General features: G+C 62.2%; 15 protein-coding genes and 1 tRNA gene. 12 read left to right on the top strand and 4 right to left on the bottom strand.

Translation table 11 applies throughout. From position 1 onward, the window contains the following. Nucleotides 1-50: 50 nt before the first annotated feature. Nucleotides 51-127 (bottom strand) — tRNA-Met (locus ABN482_RS03610). 263 nt (nucleotides 128-390) lie between these two features. Here ABN482_RS03610 and ABN482_RS03605 point away from each other — a divergent pair. Next, nucleotides 391-711 carry a hypothetical protein gene (locus ABN482_RS03605; protein WP_349502702.1) on the top strand — a complete coding sequence of 107 codons (321 nt, stop codon included), beginning with the start codon at nucleotides 391-393 and terminating at the stop codon, nucleotides 709-711. A 53-nt stretch (nucleotides 712-764) separates the two neighbouring features. On the opposite strand, the gene ABN482_RS03600 is transcribed toward ABN482_RS03605, so the two are convergent. The 3 genes from ABN482_RS03600 to ABN482_RS03590 form a co-directional block, all read right to left on the bottom strand. Continuing rightward, complete coding sequence (locus tag ABN482_RS03600; protein WP_349502701.1) at nucleotides 765-2,039, bottom strand: MFS transporter; 1,275 nt, start codon at nucleotides 2,037-2,039, stop codon at nucleotides 765-767. 162 nt (nucleotides 2,040-2,201) lie between these two features. Further along, a complete protein-coding gene (locus tag ABN482_RS03595; RefSeq protein ID WP_349502700.1) occupies nucleotides 2,202-2,645 on the bottom strand; it encodes a DUF2147 domain-containing protein in 444 nt (147 codons plus the stop codon). A 163-nt stretch (nucleotides 2,646-2,808) separates the two neighbouring features. Further along, a complete protein-coding gene (locus ABN482_RS03590; RefSeq protein ID WP_109063224.1) occupies nucleotides 2,809-3,258 on the bottom strand; it encodes a PACE efflux transporter in 450 nt (149 codons plus the stop codon). 102 nt (nucleotides 3,259-3,360) lie between these two features. Here ABN482_RS03590 and ABN482_RS03585 point away from each other — a divergent pair, with 102 nt between their 5' ends. The 11 genes from ABN482_RS03585 to guaA form a co-directional block, all read left to right on the top strand. After that, complete coding sequence (locus ABN482_RS03585; protein ID WP_349502699.1) at nucleotides 3,361-3,693, top strand: MliC family protein; 333 nt, start codon at nucleotides 3,361-3,363, stop codon at nucleotides 3,691-3,693. Between the two features lie 10 nt (nucleotides 3,694-3,703). Then, entirely contained in the window at nucleotides 3,704-4,255 is a 552-nt protein-coding gene (greB, locus tag ABN482_RS03580) for a transcription elongation factor GreB (RefSeq protein ID WP_349502698.1), read from the top strand. 95 nt (nucleotides 4,256-4,350) lie between these two features. After that, the gene (gene purL / locus ABN482_RS03575) at nucleotides 4,351-8,367 is read left to right on the top strand and encodes a phosphoribosylformylglycinamidine synthase (protein WP_349502703.1); all 4,017 of its coding nucleotides are present in this window, start codon (nucleotides 4,351-4,353) and stop codon (nucleotides 8,365-8,367) included. 194 nt (nucleotides 8,368-8,561) lie between these two features. Then, the gene (locus ABN482_RS03570) at nucleotides 8,562-11,468 is read left to right on the top strand and encodes a monovalent cation/H+ antiporter subunit A (RefSeq protein ID WP_349502697.1); all 2,907 of its coding nucleotides are present in this window, start codon (nucleotides 8,562-8,564) and stop codon (nucleotides 11,466-11,468) included. After that, a complete protein-coding gene (locus ABN482_RS03565) occupies nucleotides 11,468-11,812 on the top strand; it encodes a Na+/H+ antiporter subunit C (protein ID WP_109063220.1) in 345 nt (114 codons plus the stop codon). The genes ABN482_RS03570 and ABN482_RS03565 overlap by 1 nt, the downstream gene beginning before the upstream one ends. After that, nucleotides 11,809-13,473 (top strand): monovalent cation/H+ antiporter subunit D, encoded by a 1,665-nt coding sequence (locus tag ABN482_RS03560; protein WP_349502696.1) that lies wholly within the window; start codon nucleotides 11,809-11,811, stop codon nucleotides 13,471-13,473. Before ABN482_RS03565 ends, ABN482_RS03560 begins: the two co-directional genes overlap by 4 nt. After that, nucleotides 13,470-13,970 carry a Na+/H+ antiporter subunit E gene (locus ABN482_RS03555; RefSeq protein WP_109063218.1) on the top strand — a complete coding sequence of 167 codons (501 nt, stop codon included), beginning with the start codon at nucleotides 13,470-13,472 and terminating at the stop codon, nucleotides 13,968-13,970. Before ABN482_RS03560 ends, ABN482_RS03555 begins: the two co-directional genes overlap by 4 nt. Further along, nucleotides 13,967-14,242 (top strand): K+/H+ antiporter subunit F, encoded by a 276-nt coding sequence (locus ABN482_RS03550; RefSeq protein ID WP_109063217.1) that lies wholly within the window; start codon nucleotides 13,967-13,969, stop codon nucleotides 14,240-14,242. Before ABN482_RS03555 ends, ABN482_RS03550 begins: the two co-directional genes overlap by 4 nt. Further along, nucleotides 14,239-14,616 (top strand): monovalent cation/H(+) antiporter subunit G, encoded by a 378-nt coding sequence (mnhG, locus tag ABN482_RS03545; protein WP_349502695.1) that lies wholly within the window; start codon nucleotides 14,239-14,241, stop codon nucleotides 14,614-14,616. Before ABN482_RS03550 ends, mnhG begins: the two co-directional genes overlap by 4 nt. A gap of 78 nt (nucleotides 14,617-14,694) precedes the next feature. Continuing rightward, nucleotides 14,695-16,155, top strand: coding sequence for an IMP dehydrogenase (gene guaB, locus ABN482_RS03540; protein ID WP_109063215.1), 1,461 nt, complete (start codon nucleotides 14,695-14,697; stop codon nucleotides 16,153-16,155). A 26-nt stretch (nucleotides 16,156-16,181) separates the two neighbouring features. Further along, nucleotides 16,182-17,122 (top strand): glutamine-hydrolyzing GMP synthase (gene guaA, locus ABN482_RS03535; RefSeq protein WP_349502694.1); only part of this gene is annotated, 941 nt, incomplete at its 3' end.

The following is a 17,122-nucleotide window of genomic DNA, read 5'->3' as shown; positions in this document are numbered from 1 at the left end:
AAGCCACCGCATCGGGTGGCTTCAATGTCCTGATTTAACAGGGGAAATTCTGGTGGCGCATCCCTGATTCGAACAGGGGACCTGCGGATTATGATTCCGTCGCTCTAACCGGCTGAGCTAATGCGCCATGTTGATCCGAATGTCTCGTTCAACGAAGAGCGCTACTTTAGCACAAAAAATATTCAGTGTTCAAGTCCAGTTGAATTTTCCCGGACTTTCATGCCATCCGTTCTGGTGCGACTGGGCATCTTGTATGCCATTTCCGCTCCTGTGCGAGACATTCTATTGTGATATCTCAAGCATTCATGCTCGGAAAGTGGATGATTGGATGGCTGCAATGTAGTGATATGGCTATCATCAAGGCTGCGCTATGGTAGCGCCGGAGGCATCATGAAAGTCACGAAAACCAAAAAAGTGAGCGCTGGGAAGTCCAGTGAAGTGCGGTCCAAGCTTCCTGGGGTGCCCTCAATATCGACTGACGAACGGGGGAAGCTGGCAGTTCAAGTCAAGGTATGGGTGCCAAACGGCAAGGGAGAGGCTGAGGAGCTTCAAGTGGAACTGACCAACGGGGATATCGAGAGAATTCTCGATACCCTGGCTCATCCCCATGATGCCGAATCGGCACAAGCGGTTGGAAAGCTCATGCAAGAGAACCTCAGGAGCCTGATCCGCCTGACTGCGCTGGGTTCTGGCACCGCTCTGGCAGACTGAAGAGGGCATACCTGTCATCCTGGGGCGAGGGCATAGGGATATGGTCAGCAGTACTATTGGCTGTTGCTTTCATCCCGCTGCTCGCGCTCCTCGGCAGCCTGCACCAGCTCCTCGGTTACCCGTATTTCTGCGCCGGCAGGAGACATCTGTGCAGCAGCCTCGAAAGGGGCCACGGATGTGGGCGACGGATGGGCCTTGCGTCTCCAGAGAAAGAGCATCGCCATGAATACGTTGACCAATGCGAATGCCCAAAAAAAGCCGGCTTCTCCCCAATGTTTCATGACGGGCGATATGATCAGCGGGCTGATGACGGAGCCGATGGAGTTGATCAGCAGCAACCCCTGGATCACACCGACCAGCTCCCCGGCGACGGCGCGATCGGCCGAGTGGCTGACGGCTACCGGATAGACCGCGAATACCCCGCCACCGAGCAGGAAGAGCAGCACGGCCAGCAGTGTCTGGCGGTCCGGCAGCAGCAGGATCAGGACCGACAGGATGGCACACAGTGCGCTGAGCACGAGCAGGACCGTCTGGCGGTCCCGCTTGTCCGACCAGCGGCCCACCGGGTATTGCAGCACCATGGCACCAAAAATAACGCAGGCCATCAGGTGGCCGACCTGTTCGATATCCATGCCGACACGTTGCAGGTAGACGGGCAACAACGAATAGACGGCAGCGATCGTGATACCCGAGCCAAAACAGCCGATCACGCCGGCGGGTGTCATGCGCAGCAGATGTCGGGGCATCAGGGGTTCAATGTTGCCGGTTTCGGGCAAGGCACGCGGCAGGATCACCATGGGCAGGACCGACAGAGAGCTCAGCATGCCGGCCACGATGAAGGGAGCGGTTTCGCCCCAGGCATTGAGGGCTCCCAGCCCGACCTGACCGAGCATCCCCGAGCCGTACAGTGCGATCATGTAGACCGCCAGCAGCCGTCCACGGGTGATCTTGTCGCCAGTGAGCAGCAACCAGCTTTCTACCACCAGATAGATGCCGATGATGGCCCAGCCATTGAAGAGCCGGAAGACCAGCCAGGCCCAGGGATCGGAAAACATGCCTTGCAGCAGGAAGGTCACCGCCGTCAGCGAGGCGAAGCTGCTGTAGGCACGGATGTGGCCGATGCGGGCGATCAGGCGGTCGCTGAACATGGCCCCCAGGGTGAGGCCGACAAAATACGATGATGACACCAGGCCGATCATGGTGTCAGGGACGCCTGCGGCATCGAGTCGCAGGGAGGTCAGAGAGGAGATGAAGCCATTGCCCAGGGTGATGGTAAACAGGCCAAGCAGGGGACCCAGCAGCAAAACCAGCGTATGCAGGAACGGCACGACAAATCTCTGAGAAATATTTTTTTGCGCTATTAGAGCATGCGCGGCATATGCCTGCCAGAGCAATGCACAGCCATTCCAGAGGTCAGCAGTTCGGAAACAACACCAGTCGAATTGATTCTGTCGACAGGCCGGGTCACACCTGTAGGTTGAGCTGTGGACTCAGGGCTCCCTCAGCCACGTCTGCGACCGGCAGATGAAGACGATGCAGCCGGATACCTCAAGGGTTTGCCCGTCCTCGGCCAGTTTTGCCTTGGCACGGTAGGTCTTGTCCTTGCTCGGGTCGAGGATGGTGCCGGCATTCCAGGCGTTGTCTCCCTCGGGTCTGAGATCCCAGAGAATGGTCATGCCGACGATCGGCTGGTTGTGTCGTTCGCCCTCGCATTTCTCGCAACGCGGATTGGGGCCTTTGTCGGATTGCAGGATCTCGGTCACGCGGCCGTTCAGCGAGCCATCGCTGGCCTGGGTCAGCGTGATGATGGATTTGGGCTGGCCGGTTTCGTCATCTATGGTCTGCCAGCGCCCATCGGGTGAGGCACCGTAGGCTGTGGGAAAGCAGGCGAGCAGCAGGACAGCCAGACCAGCACGTACGGATTTGCAGCGCATCGTGTCTCCTCCTGACAGGGGCCGGTTCTGTATATATATTCGGCAGGGGAATGCCGTGGATGGCCTTGCCGCCTACTGGAGCATATCCGGCAAGAGGTGTAAATGAGGTTAAACCCTCCCGAATCGAGAGCGGGTGGTTCTGGCTTTGGAAAATGAAGGCCGATCAGCCCTGGTGCTGCACCGTCGCTTCCTCGGGCAGAGGAGGGATCGGGAAGACCCGGTCGTAGATCCAGTTGTAGATAAAGGCATAGACCAGGTAGAACACCACGATGGCGGCATCCAGCAGCAAGGCCTCATACAGGCTGATACCCAGATAGAGTGCCATGGGCGGCAGGATCAGGATGATGAGGCCGCCTTCGAACAGCAGGGCATGCAGTACGCGCACCGAGACGGTCGTCTTGACAGCCGTGCCGGTCATGCGCAGCTTGATGCGATCGAACATGAGGTTGTAGACGTAGTTCCACAGCGTGGCAATGATGGCGCTGCCGACGCCGATGACGCCCATCTCGTGGGTGTCCAGACCCAGGAAGGCGGTGCCAAGTGGCAGAAGCAGGCAGATGCCCAGGATCTCGAAGAGCAGGGCGTGGCGGATACGGTCGGAAACACTGCGCATAGTGGCGCCATTGTAGGGCTTTTGATTTATAGTGTCCCTGATTCTGTGGTGTCGATACTGCCTGCTGGTATTCAGAGGTTCCCCAACTGCAAGGAGAAGAAAATGGCTAAAAAGCTGCATCTGTACCCGATTGCTGCAGTGCTGGCCGCCACGGCGCTGGCAGGTTGTGCCGCCCCGGCGCAAAAGCCGGCGGGCGAGGGCGAGCAGGCATTGCGGGCCAAGTTTGTCTGCGAGGGTGGCACTACGCTGGATGTCACCTTCCGCGATGAGAAGGCCTGGGTCACGCTGGCCGATGGCTCGGTGTTCGTCCTGCCGCAGCGGCCGGCTGCCTCCGGCTATTGGTACTCCTCCGGAATGCATGAGTTGCGCGGCAAGGGTGACGAGGCTACCTGGGGCGTGGGCAGGATGGTGCCGTTGAACTGTCGCGCGGAGTGAAGCAGGAAACATGAACAAGGCGTTTGTCAAAGAATCCGATGGCGAGGATGACGACGATGTGCCGGCCTTGCCGGCACTGCCCAAGGGCACGCGCAACTACATGACGCCGGCCGGGCATACCCGGCTGCGCGATGAGTGGACGCAGCTCATGAATGTGGAGCGTCCCTCGGTCGTGCAGATCGTGTCCTGGGCCGCCTCCAATGGCGACCGCTCTGAAAATGGCGATTACCTGTACGGCAAGAAACGCTTGCGGGAGATCGATCGCAGGCTGCGTTTTCTGACCAAGCGTCTGGAAATCGCCGAGGTGGTCGATCCTGCGCTGCAGCCCAATCGCGCCCAGGTTTTTTTCGGGGCTACGGTCGTCTATATGGATCGGGCGGGCGATGAACATACTGTTACCATCGTCGGCATCGACGAGGCCGAACCACTGCAGGGGCGTATCAGTTGGGTGTCGCCGGTCGCGCGGGCACTGACCAAGGCGCGCGAAGGAGAGACCGTGACCTTGCGGACACCGGCAGGCATCGAGGAACTCGAGATACTGGAAGTCCACTATCCGGACTGAGGCGGGCAGGCCTTGGGGTGCCGTTCATATCCGGGGTAGAATTCAGCTTTGCCGACCAACGGCCGTTTTCCTCTCCTTTCTCGCGCCCGCCGACCGTGTCCAATACCCTGCATTTCTACGGCTCTCCAGCCCTGTCTTCCTTCCGCCAATCCCGACTTCTCGCTCAGCTTCAGGCTGCCAGGCTGCCTGTGGCCGATGTCCAGGGCTGGCATGAATACTACGTGTTGCTGGATGCACCGCTCGATGAGGCCGGGCAGGCCCGTCTGCGCGCGCTGCTCGATGATGGCCGCGCCGTGCTTGATCCGGCCTCGACCGGCAAGCATGATCTCACCCTGCGGGTTTTGCCCCGGCTGGGCACGATTTCTCCGTGGGCCAGCAAGGCGTCGGATATCGCCCACAATTGCGGCCTGTCGCAGGTGCGCCGCATCGAACGCGGCATCCGCTATCTGCTGACACCGGCCAAGGGGCTGCTGGGCAGCAAGTCGCTGGATGCGGACATGCTGGCGCAGGCGGCTGCCTGTCTGCATGATCGCATGACCGAAACCGTCGTCGATGCCGCTTTTGCCACCGAATCGCTGTTCGTGTCGCTCGAAGGCAAGCCACTGCAGACGGTGGCGCTGCTGGCGGAAGGTCGCCAGGCACTGGAACGTGCCAATGTCGATCTGGGCCTGGCTCTGTCCGAGGACGAAATCGATTATCTGGCGGAATCCTTCAATACGCTGGGCCGTGATCCTACCGATGTCGAACTGATGATGTTCGCGCAGGCCAACAGCGAGCACTGCCGCCACAAGATTTTCAATGCCGAATGGGTGATCGATGGGCAGGCACAGTCCAATACGCTGTTCGGCATGATTCGTGCGACCCACAAGGCACAGCCACTGGGTACGGTCGTGGCCTATTCGGACAATGCCGCCATCATGGAGGGGGGGGATGCCGTGCGTTTCCATCCGCAGCGCGGTGAGGCCGGCTCGGCTGTGTACGGGGCTCGTCCGGCTACGGTGCATACACTGATGAAGGTCGAAACGCACAATCACCCGACCGCGATTGCCCCATTTCCTGGCGCTGCCACGGGTGCGGGCGGCGAGATCCGCGATGAAGGGGCGACCGGCAAGGGGTCCAAGCCCAAGGCAGGGCTGACCGGCTTCACGGTCTCGAACCTGCGCTTTGACGACGCCATCCAGCCCTGGGAAGAAAATCCTTACGGCCTTCCCGACCGCATCGCTTCGCCGCTGTCGATCATGATCGATGGCCCGCTGGGCGGCGCGGCGTTCAACAATGAATTCGGCCGTACCAATCTGCTGGGTTATTTCCGTACCTTCGAACAGACCGCAGGCGGTGTGCGCTGGGGCTACCACAAACCCATCATGATCGCCGGTGGTCTGGGCAGCATCGATGGTGGCCAGACCCACAAAGACATACTGCCGCCCGGTAGCCTGCTGATCCAGCTCGGCGGCCCTGGCCTGCGCATCGGCATGGGGGGCGGAGCAGCGTCCAGCATGAGCGTGGGCAGCAATACGGCGCAGCTGGATTTCGATTCGGTGCAGCGCGGCAATCCCGAGATCCAGCGACGTGCGCAGGAAGTGATCGATGCCTGCTGGCAGCAGGGCGAGAACAACCCCGTGATCGCCATCCACGATGTCGGGGCGGGTGGCTTGTCCAACGCCTTCCCTGAACTGGTCAACGATGCCGGGCGCGGTGCCATCTTTGATCTGGCCCAGGTACACCTGGAAGAAACCGGGCTGTCGCCGGCCGAGATCTGGAGCAATGAGTCCCAGGAGCGCTATGTGCTGGCGATTCATCCCGATGACCTGCCGCGCTTTCGGGCGATTGCCGAACGCGAGCGCTGTCCGTTCGCGGTGGTCGGGACGGCGACCGAGGCGCGTCAGTTGCGCGTCGAATATGGCATCGGCGAGACGCAGCCAGGGCAACCGCTGCCGGTGGATGTGCCGATCGATGTGATTCTGGGCAAGCCGCCGCGCATGACACGCGACGTACAGCGTCTGCCGGGTGTGGCGGCACCACTGGATCTGGTAGACATTACGCTGGATGATGCGGCCGAGCGCGTGCTGCGTCACCCCACGGTTGCCAACAAGACCTTCCTGATCACGATCGGTGATCGCACGGTGGGTGGCCTTAACAGCCGCGACCAGATGGTTGGCCCGTGGCAGGTGCCGGTGGCTGATTGCGCGGTCACGCTGGCGGATTTCGAAGGCGTGCGTGGCGAGGCCATGGCGATGGGCGAGCGTACGCCGGTGGCCATGCTGGACGCGCCGGCCTCGGGCCGCATGGCCGTGGTCGAGTCGCTGACCAACCTGATCGCCGCGCCGGTGGGGCGCATGGAAGACATCAAACTGTCGGCCAACTGGATGGCCGCCTGCGGCGTGCCGGGCCAGGATGCCGCGCTGTACGATACCGTGTCGGCGGTCAGTGACCTGTGCCAGCAGCTCGGCCTGTCGATTCCGGTGGGCAAGGATTCGTTGTCGATGCGTACGGTCTGGCAGCAGGATGGCGAACAGCGCCAGGTGATTGCGCCTGTTTCGCTGATCGTCACGGCATTTGCGCCCGTGGAGGATGTCCGCAAGACGCTGACGCCGCAGTTGCGTACCGATGTGGGGCCGACGGCGCTGATCCTGGTTGACCTGGGGCATGGCAAGCACCGTATGGGGGCGTCTATCCTGGCGCAGGCCTTTGACCAGGTTGGCGAAACCGTGCCGGACATTGACCATCCCGAAGACGTCCGGGCGTTGTTCGCAGCCATTCGCACGCTGGCTGATGATGGTGTGATCCTGGCTTACCATGACCGTTCCGATGGCGGTCTGTTTGCCACGGTCTGCGAAATGGCCTTTGCCGGCCATACTGGTGTTTCGATCAATCTCGACATGCTGACCATCGATCCGGATACGGCCGATTGGGGGGATTACAAGATCCGTCCCGAGCAGGTCGCTGTACAGCGTGACGAACATACGCTCAAGGCCTTGTTTACCGAAGAGGCCGGCGTCGTGATCCAGGTGCCGGCTGCCGAGCGCGACAGCGTGCTGCAGGTGCTGCGCGGTGCCGGGCTGTCGGTCTGCTCGCATGCCATCGGTGGCCTCAATGGCCACGACGAGGTCGAGTTTTATCGCGACGGACGCAAGGTGTGGGGCCGTCCGCGTGCCGAACTGGGTCGCATCTGGAGCGAAGTCAGCTATCGCATCATGCAGCGCCGTGACAATCCTGCCTGCGCCGAGGCCGAGTGGGATGTCTGGCAGAAGCAGGATGATCCCGGCTTTGCGCCGCGTGTCGAGTTCGATCCCCAGCAGGATATCGCTGCGCCGTTCATTTCAACCGGTCAGCGGCCCAGGGTGGCGATCCTGCGTGAGCAGGGCTGCAACAGCCATGTCGAGATGGCCTGGTCCTTCGACAAGGCCGGTTTCGAGGCCTGGGACGTGCACATGACCGATCTGCTGCAGGGCCGTGTGTCGCTGGAACAGTTCCAGGGGCTGGTGGCCGTGGGCGGGTTCAGTTATGGCGATGTGCTGGGTGCAGGCGAGGGCTGGGCACGCACCATTCGTTTCAATGAGCAGCTTGCCGCGCAGTTCGAGGCCTATTTCGGTCGCCAGGATACCTTTGCACTGGGTGTCTGCAATGGTTGCCAGATGATGGCGGCGCTGGCTCCGATGATTCCGGGGGCCACGCACTGGCCACGCTTTACCCGCAATCAGTCCGAAAAATACGAGGCCCGCCTGTCGATGGTGGAAGTGCAGGCATCGCCGTCGCTGTTCCTGAATGGCATGGCCGGCATGCGGGCTCCGATTGCCGTGGCACATGGCGAGGGCTTTGCCGATTTCTCACAGCAGGGCGATGCGAATGCCGTGCTGGCCGTGGCGCGTTATATCGACAACCAGGGACAGGCCACCGAGGCCTATCCCTTCAATCCCAATGGCAGTCCGGCAGGGCTGGCAGGTGTGACGACGGCCGATGGCCGCTTCACCATCATGATGCCTCACCCCGAACGGGTCACGCGCAACGTGCAGATGTCGTGGGCACCGGCGCGCTGGGGACAGGCCGATGCCGGCGGCGATGCCAGCCCCTGGCTGCGCATGTTCCGCAATGCGCGGGTGGCGCTGGGCTGATGTAGGGCTCACCCACTACGACCGGCGCAGGATATGTGCTGGTCGTAGTGGTGTGATGAGGAGGCTGCGCAGGGGAGCGGCTGCCTCATTTATCCGATGTTGCGCCGCACCAGATCGGGCGTAAAAAAAAGATAAAAAAAATTCGTCGGCAGCGGTTCGTTTGGCATGATGTTGTGCGAAAATGTTCCACTAACATGCTGCTAATTTCTCTTATCGTCCTCCCATTTATCGGTAGTTTGATCGCTGCCCTGTTTCCCGCCAATGCCCGTAATGTCGAGGCCTGGCTGGCAGGGCTGATCTCGCTCGCCGCGCTGATACTGACTATCCTGGCCTATCCCGACGTCACCGACGGCGGTGTCTTGCGGCAGGAGTACGCGTGGCTGCCCGAGCGTGGCATGAACTTCATCTTGCGGATGGACGGCTTTGCCTGGCTGTTCTCGCTGCTGATCACGGGTATCGGACTGTTGGTGGTGGTCTATGCACGCTACTACATGTCGCCGGAAGATCCCGTTCCCCGGTTTTTCTCTTTCTTCCTGGCCTTCATGGGGGCCATGCTGGGTCTGGTGCTGTCCGGCAACCTGATCCAGATTGCGCTGTTCTGGGAACTGACCAGCCTGGTGTCTTTCCTTCTGATCGGTTACTGGCATCACAATCCCAATGCGCGGCGCGGCGCGCGCATGGCACTCACGGTCACTGCCACGGGCGGGCTGTGCCTGTTCGGCGGTCTGCTGATCCTGGGGCACATGGCGGGTAGCTATGATCTTGATGTGGTGCTGTCGCGTGGTGCGGCGATCCGCGAACATGCGCTCTATACCCCGGCACTGATCCTGATCCTGCTGGGCGCACTGACCAAGAGTGCCCAGGTGCCGTTCCAGTTCTGGCTACCACATGCCATGGCGGCACCCACGCCGGTGTCGGCCTATCTGCACTCGGCTACCATGGTCAAGGCGGGTGTGTTCCTGCTGGCCCGTTTCTGGCCGGTGCTGGCCGGAACCGATGAGTGGTTCTGGATCGTCAGCGTGGCTGGGCTGGCAACATTGCTGCTGGGAGCCTATGCGGCCATTTTCCAGCAGGATCTCAAGGGCCTGCTGGCCTATTCCACGATCAGCCACCTGGGCCTGATCACGCTGCTGCTGGGCATGAACAGTACGCTGGCAGCGGTGGCGGCGATTTTCCACATCATGAACCATGCCACCTTCAAGGCATCGCTGTTCATGGCGGCCGGCATCATCGATCACGAGACCGGCACACGCGATATCCGTCGCCTGAGCGGCCTGCGGCATGCAATGCCCTATACCGCCACGCTGGCGATGGTGGCAAGCGCCGCGATGGCAGGGGTGCCATTGCTCAACGGCTTTATTTCCAAGGAAATGTTTTTTGCCGAAACCGTGGTGGTCGGCCATGTCGGCCCCATGAAGGATTTCGTGCTGCCGCTGTGCGCCACGATCGCCAGCATGTTCAGCGTGGCGTATTCGCTGCGCTTCATCCATGGCGTGTTCTTCGGGCCGCTGGCGACCGACCTGCCGCGCCAGCCGCATGAGCCGCCGCGCTGGATGCGTTTCCCGGTCGAATTGCTGGTGTTGCTGTGTCTGGTGGTCGGGATCATTCCGGCGCTGTCGGTGGGCGGCATCCTGCACACGGCCGTGATCGGCGTGCTGGGCAGCGAAACCCCACGGTACACACTGTCGCTCTGGCATGGCTTCAACATGCCGCTGATGATGAGTATCTTTGCCCTGGCGGGCGGGATCGCCGTCTATCTGCTGATGCAGCGTTACCTGCAGCTCGACAGCGGCAAGGGACCCCCATTGCTGCGTGGCCTGGATGGCAAGCGCATTTTCGAATCGGCCATGACGGGGTTGTCGCGCCTCGCCAACTCGGTCGAGGATCTGCTCGGTTCACGCCGTCTGCAACCTCAGCTCACGCTGCTGGTGCTGGCTGCGCTGGCGGCTGCGGCCGTGCCACTGTGGCTGGGGCGGATCACGTTCGGCGAGGTGCGCCATTCGCCAATCGATCCCGTATTTGCCCTGCTGTGGGTGGGTGGAGCGGTCTGCGCCATCGGGGCTGCCTACCAGGCCAAGTATCACCGCCTGGCAGCACTGATCCTGATGGGTGGGGCCGGCCTGATGACCTGCCTGACCTTCATCTGGTTCTCTGCACCCGATCTGGCACTCACGCAATTGACGGTCGAGGTCGTGACCGTCGTACTGATCCTGCTCGGATTGCGCTGGCTGCCCCGGCGCCTGGAGGCACTGCGGCGTCGCAGCGATACCGGCGTGGCGGCACAGGGGCGTCGCGTGCGCGACCTGGCGATTGCGATTGCCGCCGGCCTGGGCATGAGCGCGCTGGCCTATGCAATCCTGAGCCGTCCCTTGCCCGAGACCATGTCGCGTTTCTTCGTCGAGAAGGCGCTGCCGGAAGGCGGCGGCACCAACGTGGTCAATGTGATCCTGGTGGACTTCCGCGGGTTTGATACCTTCGGCGAGATTACCGTGCTGGGTGTGGTGGCGCTGACCATCTACGCCTTGCTGCGCCGTTTCCGGCCCGCACCCGAGAGCATCGACGTACCCGAGCAGCAGCGCAGGCAGCGGGTGTTTGCGGCCGACTGGCCACAGCCCGAGGCCGTGGACAAGGCGACCGGCTATCTCATGGTGCCGGCCATCATCATGCGCATGATGTTCCCGATCATCGCCATGCTGGCCATCTACTTCTTCATGCGCGGGCATAACCTGCCGGGTGGTGGTTTCGTGGCGGGCCTGATCATGTCGGTCGCCATCATCCTGCAATACATGGCGGGTGGTACGGCCTGGGTCGAAAAACGCATGAATCTGCATCCGCAGGCCTGGATCGGATCGGGCCTGCTGCTGGCAGGCTTCACCGGCCTGGGGGCATGGTGGTTCGGTCATCCGTTCCTGACATCGAGTTCGCCGCATCCGGTCCTGCCCTTGCTGGGTGAGGTGCCGCTGCCCAGCGCGTTCCTGTTTGACCTGGGCGTATTCCTGCTGGTGGTGGGTGCCACGACGCTGATCCTGATCGCGCTGGCACACCAGTCGGTACGCGGCCATCGTGTTGCGCCGGCCTTCAAGACGGGCAGGGGGAACTGATGGAAATCGTCATTGCATTGGCTATCGGCGTATTGGCTGGCTCCGGAGTGTGGCTGCTGTTGCGGCCCCGCACGTTCCAGGTGATCGTGGGGCTGTCGCTGATCTCGTACGCGGTCAACCTGTTCATTTTCAGCATGGGGCGTCTGTCTGTCGACAAGGTGCCTGTCATCGAGGCCGGCATCGTGCCGGATCCTGCCCAGATGGCCGATCCGCTGCCACAGGCACTGGTGCTCACGGCCATCGTGATCGGCTTCGCAATGACGGCGCTGTACCTGGTCGTGCTGCTGGCCTCGCGCGGCCTGACCGGCACGGATCACGTCGATGGCAAGGAGTCCGACGTATGACGCCCATGCTGCATCATTTGCTGATCGCGCCGATCGTGCTGCCGCTGGTGGCCGCATCGATCATGCTGCTCATGGGCGAGCGCTGGCGTCGGGTCAAGATCGGCATCAATCTGGCCTCCATTCTGGGGTTGCTGGCACTGACCTGGTATCTGTTGCAACAGCTCGACCAGGGAAATTTCGGCCAGGACGGCACGGCCGTGGCCGTGTATCTGCTGGGCAACTGGCCCTCCTGGCTGGGGATCGTGCTGGCGGTGGATCGCCTGTCGCTGGTCATGGTGCTGCTCAGCAGCGCCCTGGGGTTGGCCGTGCTGGTGTATTCGGTTGCGCGCTGGGACCGGGCCGGAGCCCATTTTCACCCCATGTTGCAATTCCTGTTGATGGGGCTCAACGGGGCCTTCCTGACCGGCGATCTGTTCAATCTATTCGTGTTTTTCGAGCTGCTGCTGGCCGCATCGTACGGACTGATCCTGCATGGTTCGGGCAGTATGCGCATTCGCGCCGGGTTGCATTACATCACGGTCAACCTGGCGGCCTCTTCGCTGTTCCTGATCGGTGTCAGCCTGATGTACAGCGTCACCGGCACGCTCAGCATGGCAGACATGGCCGCCGGCGTCGGCAGCCTGGCCAGCCAGGAGCGCATGCTGTTCGAAGCGGGGGCCGCCGTCCTGGGCGTGGCCTTCCTGGTCAAGGCAGCTGTCTGGCCACTCAATTTCTGGTTGCCGTCGGCCTATGCAGCGGCATGCCCGCCCGTGGCTGCCATGTTCGTCATCATGACCAAGGTCGGGGTGTATTCCATCCTGCGCGTCTGGACGCTGCTGTTCGGCCCCGAGGCGGGCGAGTCGATGCTGTTCGGTGCCGACTGGCTGCTCTATGGCGGCATGGCCACGATCGTCTTCGGGGCCATCGGCATTCTCTCGTCCCAGGATCTGGCACGGATGGCCGGCTTTTCGGTGCTGGTGTCGTCGGGCACCCTGCTCGCTGCCGTCGGCTTTGCGGAAGGGCAGGTGACCGGTGCGGCGCTGTTCTATCTGGTGGTGTCCACGCTGTCGGTGGCGGCCTTCTTCATGCTAATCGAACTGGTCGAACGCGGTCGTACGCCAGCCGCTGCCATGCTGGCGCTGACGCTCGAGGCATTCGGTGCCGCCAACCCCGATCCGGTAGATGGCCCGGAAGTCGAGGTGGTCGGTGTGGCGATTCCCGCGGCGATGGCTTTTCTCGGGTTGAGCTTTGTATTCTGCGCGCTGCTGATGGCGGGCCTGCCGCCGCTGTCTGGTTTCATCGCCAAGTTTGCGCTGTTGTCGGCCGTGCTCAATCCGCTGGGGTTGCAGGAAAACAGCCAGAGCCTGGCAACCGGCGGCACGGCACAATGGATCATGCTGGGATTGCTGATCGCGTCCGGCCTGTTCGTGGTGATCAGCATGACGCGTTCCGGCATCCGGATCTTCTGGGCTCCGCAGGGACGGGTGGTGCCGCGTCTGCGCCTGATGGAAGCAGCGCCGGTGGGCGGGCTGCTGACCGTCTGCATCGTGCTGACGTTCTATTCCGGCCCCGTGATGCGCTATATGGATGATGCGGCCCGTTCGCTGTATGCGCCGCAGGAGTATATCCAGGCCGTCCAGACAGCACCGCTGGTGGTGCGCAGCGAAGGAGGGCAGCCATGACGATTGCCCGACGCTGGGTGCCCATGCCGCTGATGTCGCTGTTCCTGCTGGCGATGTGGCTGCTCATGAACCAGACCGTGGCCTTCGCGCATATCCTGCTGGGCGCTGCGCTGGGGCTGTTCCTGCCATGGATCATGCAGTCGCTGATTCCCGATCGTGCCCGGGTGCGTCGCCCCTGGGTCATCGTACGGCTCTTTTTCCGCGTGCTGATCGATATCGTGAAGTCCAATATCGCCGTGGCCCGCATTGTGCTGGGTGGCAAGGAACGAGCCAGCCATTCCGGTTTCATGTATATCCCGCTGGAACTCAAGGACCCCTATGGCCTGGCGGTGCTGTCGTGCATCATCACCTCGACGCCCGGCACCGTATGGGTTGAATACGACCAGGAGAACAGTCGCCTGCTGATCCACGTGCTCGACCTGCAGGACGAGTCCGTCTGGCTGGACAGCATCAAGGGCCGCTATGAGTCGCTGCTCAGGGAGATATTCGAGTCATGATCGTGCTCTATTACGCACTGGTGGCCGCTCAGTGCCTGCTGGCGCTGGGTGTGCTGTTTTCCGTATACCGGCTGGTCAAGGGGCCGAGTGCGCCTGACCGGGTACTGGCGACCGATGCGCTCTATATCAACGGCATGCTGTTGCTGCTGACCTTTGGCATGCTGCACGGTACCGTCGTCTATTTCGAGGCGGCACTGATCGTGGCCGGACTGGGCTTCGTCGGCACCACGGCGCTGGCCAAGTTCCTGCTGCGCGGGGAGGTAATCGAATGAACCAGATGGCCCAGGTGCCCGAATGGGTGGCCTATATCGTGGCGGCACTGGTGCTGGCGGGCGCGCTGCTGGCCTGCATCGGTTCGTTCGGCATGGTGCGCCTGCGCAATTTCTACCAGCGTGTGCATGCGCCAACCATGGGTGCCACGCTGGGGGCTGGCTGTTTGCTGGTGGCCTCGATGTTGTATTTTTCGGTGGCGCAGACCCGGCCGGTGATCCATGAATTGCTGATCACGTTCTTTGCCGTGACGACCACGGCGGTGACCTTTCTGCTGCTGGTGCGCTCTGCGCTGTATCGTGACCGGGTGGCCGGGCGTGACCGGATTCCGGGGGCCAATGATACCAATGCCGTGACCGGCAAAGAGGAAGACTGAGCATCAGGGCAACGGCTCATGTGGTACCCCGGGCTGGGGTGATTAGCGTATAATCGTGCTTTGCGCCCGGAGTCATTCATGCGTCTCATCAAAAAAGCACTCACATTCGACGATGTGTTGCTGGTGCCTGCCTTTTCCAACGTCCTGCCCCGCGACACTTCTCTCGCCACCCGCCTGACCCGCGACATCACCCTCAACATTCCGCTCGTGTCCGCCGCCATGGATACCGTGACGGAGTCGCGCCTGGCCATCGCCATGGCGCAGGAAGGCGGGATCGGCATTATCCACAAGAATCTCTCGCCCGAGCAGCAGGCGCACGAGGTATCCCGCGTCAAGCGTCATGAGTTCGGTATCGTTATCGATCCGATCACGGTCACGCCCGACATGAAGGTGCGCGATGCCATCGAACTGCAGCGCCAGCACGGCATTTCCGGCCTGCCGGTGGTGCAGGGCGGCAAGGTAGTCGGCATCGTCACCAACCGCGATCTGCGCTTCGAGGATCGGCTGGACCTGCCGCTCAGCCAGATCATGACGCCGCAGGAGCGTCTGGTCACCATGACCGAAGACGCCACGCTGGATCAGGCCCAGACGCTGATGCACAAGCATCGCCTGGAGCGAGTCCTGATCGTCAATGACAGCTTCGAGCTGCGTGGCCTGGCCACCGTCAAGGACATCGTCAAGAACACTGCCCATCCCTTTGCCTGCAAGGACAGCAAGGGCCAGTTGCGCGTCGGCGCAGCCGTAGGCGTGGGTGCCGGCACCGAAGAGCGCGTCGAGCGTCTGGTGGCTGCCGGTGTGGACGTGATCGTGGTGGATACCGCGCACGGCCATTCGTCCGGCGTGATCGAGCGCGTGCGCTGGGTCAAGCAGAACTATCCCAATGTGCAGGTGATCGGCGGCAACATCGCCACTGGTGCCGCCGCGCGCGCCCTGGCAGAAGCCGGTGCCGATGGGGTCAAGGTCGGGATCGGCCCTGGCTCGATCTGCACCACCCGTATCGTGGCCGGTGTGGGCGTGCCCCAGATCACCGCCATCAGCGATGTGGCCGAGGCCCTTGAGGGCACGGGCGTGCCGCTGATCGCCGATGGCGGCGTGCGCTTCTCGGGCGATATCGCCAAGGCACTGGCAGCAGGTGCATCGACCGTCATGATGGGCGGCATGTTTGCCGGTACCGAAGAGGCACCGGGCGAAATCGTGCTGTTCCAGGGCCGCTCCTACAAGTCGTATCGCGGCATGGGCAGCCTCGGTGCCATGTCCGATGGTTCTGCCGATCGCTACTTCCAGGATCCGTCAAACAACGCTGACAAGCTGGTGCCCGAGGGCATCGAAGGCCGCGTACCCTACAAGGGCAGCGTGCTGGCCATCATTTTCCAACTGGTGGGTGGTGTGCGTGCCTCCATGGGTTACTGCGGCTGCGCCAGCATCGAACAGATGCGGACCCAGGCCGAGTTCGTCCAGATCACGGCGGCGGGCGTGCGCGAATCGCACGTGCATGACGTGCAGATCACCAAAGAAGCGCCCAACTACCGCGCCGACTGATTACAAGCCGACGGAAACCATTCGACATGCAAGACAGCATTCTCATTCTGGACTACGGTTCGCAGGTCACGCAACTGATCGCGCGCCGCGTGCGCGAAGCGGGCGTCTACTGCGAGATCCACGCAGGTGATGTCAGCGAAGACTTCATCAGCCAGCAGGTCGCTGCCGGCATCAAGGGCATCATCCTGTCGGGCAGCCATGCTTCGGCCTACGATGAGCACGCGCTCAAGGCACCGCCCATCGTGTTCGAGGCCGGCCTGCCGGTACTGGGCATTTGCTATGGGATGCAGGCCATGGCGCAGCATTTTGGCGGCAAGGTCAGCTTTTCCGATCACCGCGAGTTCGGCTATGCCGAAGTACGCGCCCACGGCCATACCCGGCTGCTGGATGGCATCCAGGACTTTGCCACGGCCGACGGCCACGGCATGCTCAAGGTCTGGATGAGCCACGGCGACAAGGTTACCGAGCTGCCTGCCGGCTTCAAGCTGATGGCTTCCACGCCATCGTGCCCCATCGCCGGCATGGCCGACGAAGCGCGCGGTTTCTACGCGGTGCAGTTCCACCCTGAGGTCACGCATACCGTGCAGGGCCCGGCCATGTTGAGCCGTTTTGTGCATGAGATCTGCGGTTGCGCCAGCGACTGGAACATGCCCGACTACGTCGAGACAGCCATTGCCCGTATCCGTGAGCAGGTCGGCGACGAAGAAGTGTTGCTGGGCCTGTCCGGCGGCGTCGATTCGTCGGTGGCTGCAGCCCTGATCCACCGCGCCATCGGCGACCAGTTGACTTGCGTTTTCGTCGATCACGGTCTGCTGCGCCTGAACGAGGCCGAACAGGTGATGCAGACTTTCGTGCAAAACCTGGGCGTGCGCGTGATCCACGTGGACGCGACCGAGCAGTTCATGGGCAAGCTGGCCGGCGTGAGCGATCCCGAAGCCAAGCGCAAGATCATCGGCAAGGAATTTGT

The sequence above is a fragment of the Corticimicrobacter sp. genome (assembly GCF_040137905.1).
Taxonomy (GTDB): Bacteria; Pseudomonadota; Gammaproteobacteria; order Burkholderiales; family Burkholderiaceae_B; genus Corticimicrobacter.
The sequence above is the reverse complement of the archived record's forward strand: the minus strand, read 5'-3'. Positions and strand labels throughout refer to the sequence as shown.

Excerpts from the sequence above, each read along its gene's own strand:
- mnhG (WP_349502695.1), top strand. The coding sequence starts at position 14,239 with ATGAACCAGATGGCCCAGGTGCCCGAATGGGTGGCCTATATCGTGGCG.
- guaB (WP_109063215.1), top strand. The coding sequence starts at position 14,695 with ATGCGTCTCATCAAAAAAGCACTCACATTCGACGATGTGTTGCTGGTG.
- ABN482_RS03565 (WP_109063220.1), top strand. The coding sequence starts at position 11,468 with ATGGAAATCGTCATTGCATTGGCTATCGGCGTATTGGCTGGCTCCGGA.
- ABN482_RS03605 (WP_349502702.1), top strand. The coding sequence starts at position 391 with ATGAAAGTCACGAAAACCAAAAAAGTGAGCGCTGGGAAGTCCAGTGAA.
- ABN482_RS03560 (WP_349502696.1), top strand. The coding sequence starts at position 11,809 with ATGACGCCCATGCTGCATCATTTGCTGATCGCGCCGATCGTGCTGCCG.
- ABN482_RS03555 (WP_109063218.1), top strand. The coding sequence starts at position 13,470 with ATGACGATTGCCCGACGCTGGGTGCCCATGCCGCTGATGTCGCTGTTC.
- ABN482_RS03585 (WP_349502699.1), top strand. The coding sequence starts at position 3,361 with ATGGCTAAAAAGCTGCATCTGTACCCGATTGCTGCAGTGCTGGCCGCC.
- ABN482_RS03550 (WP_109063217.1), top strand. The coding sequence starts at position 13,967 with ATGATCGTGCTCTATTACGCACTGGTGGCCGCTCAGTGCCTGCTGGCG.
- greB (WP_349502698.1), top strand. The coding sequence starts at position 3,704 with ATGAACAAGGCGTTTGTCAAAGAATCCGATGGCGAGGATGACGACGAT.
- ABN482_RS03590 (WP_109063224.1), bottom strand. The coding sequence starts at position 3,258 with ATGCGCAGTGTTTCCGACCGTATCCGCCACGCCCTGCTCTTCGAGATC.
- ABN482_RS03595 (WP_349502700.1), bottom strand. The coding sequence starts at position 2,645 with ATGCGCTGCAAATCCGTACGTGCTGGTCTGGCTGTCCTGCTGCTCGCC.
- ABN482_RS03570 (WP_349502697.1), top strand. The coding sequence starts at position 8,562 with ATGCTGCTAATTTCTCTTATCGTCCTCCCATTTATCGGTAGTTTGATC.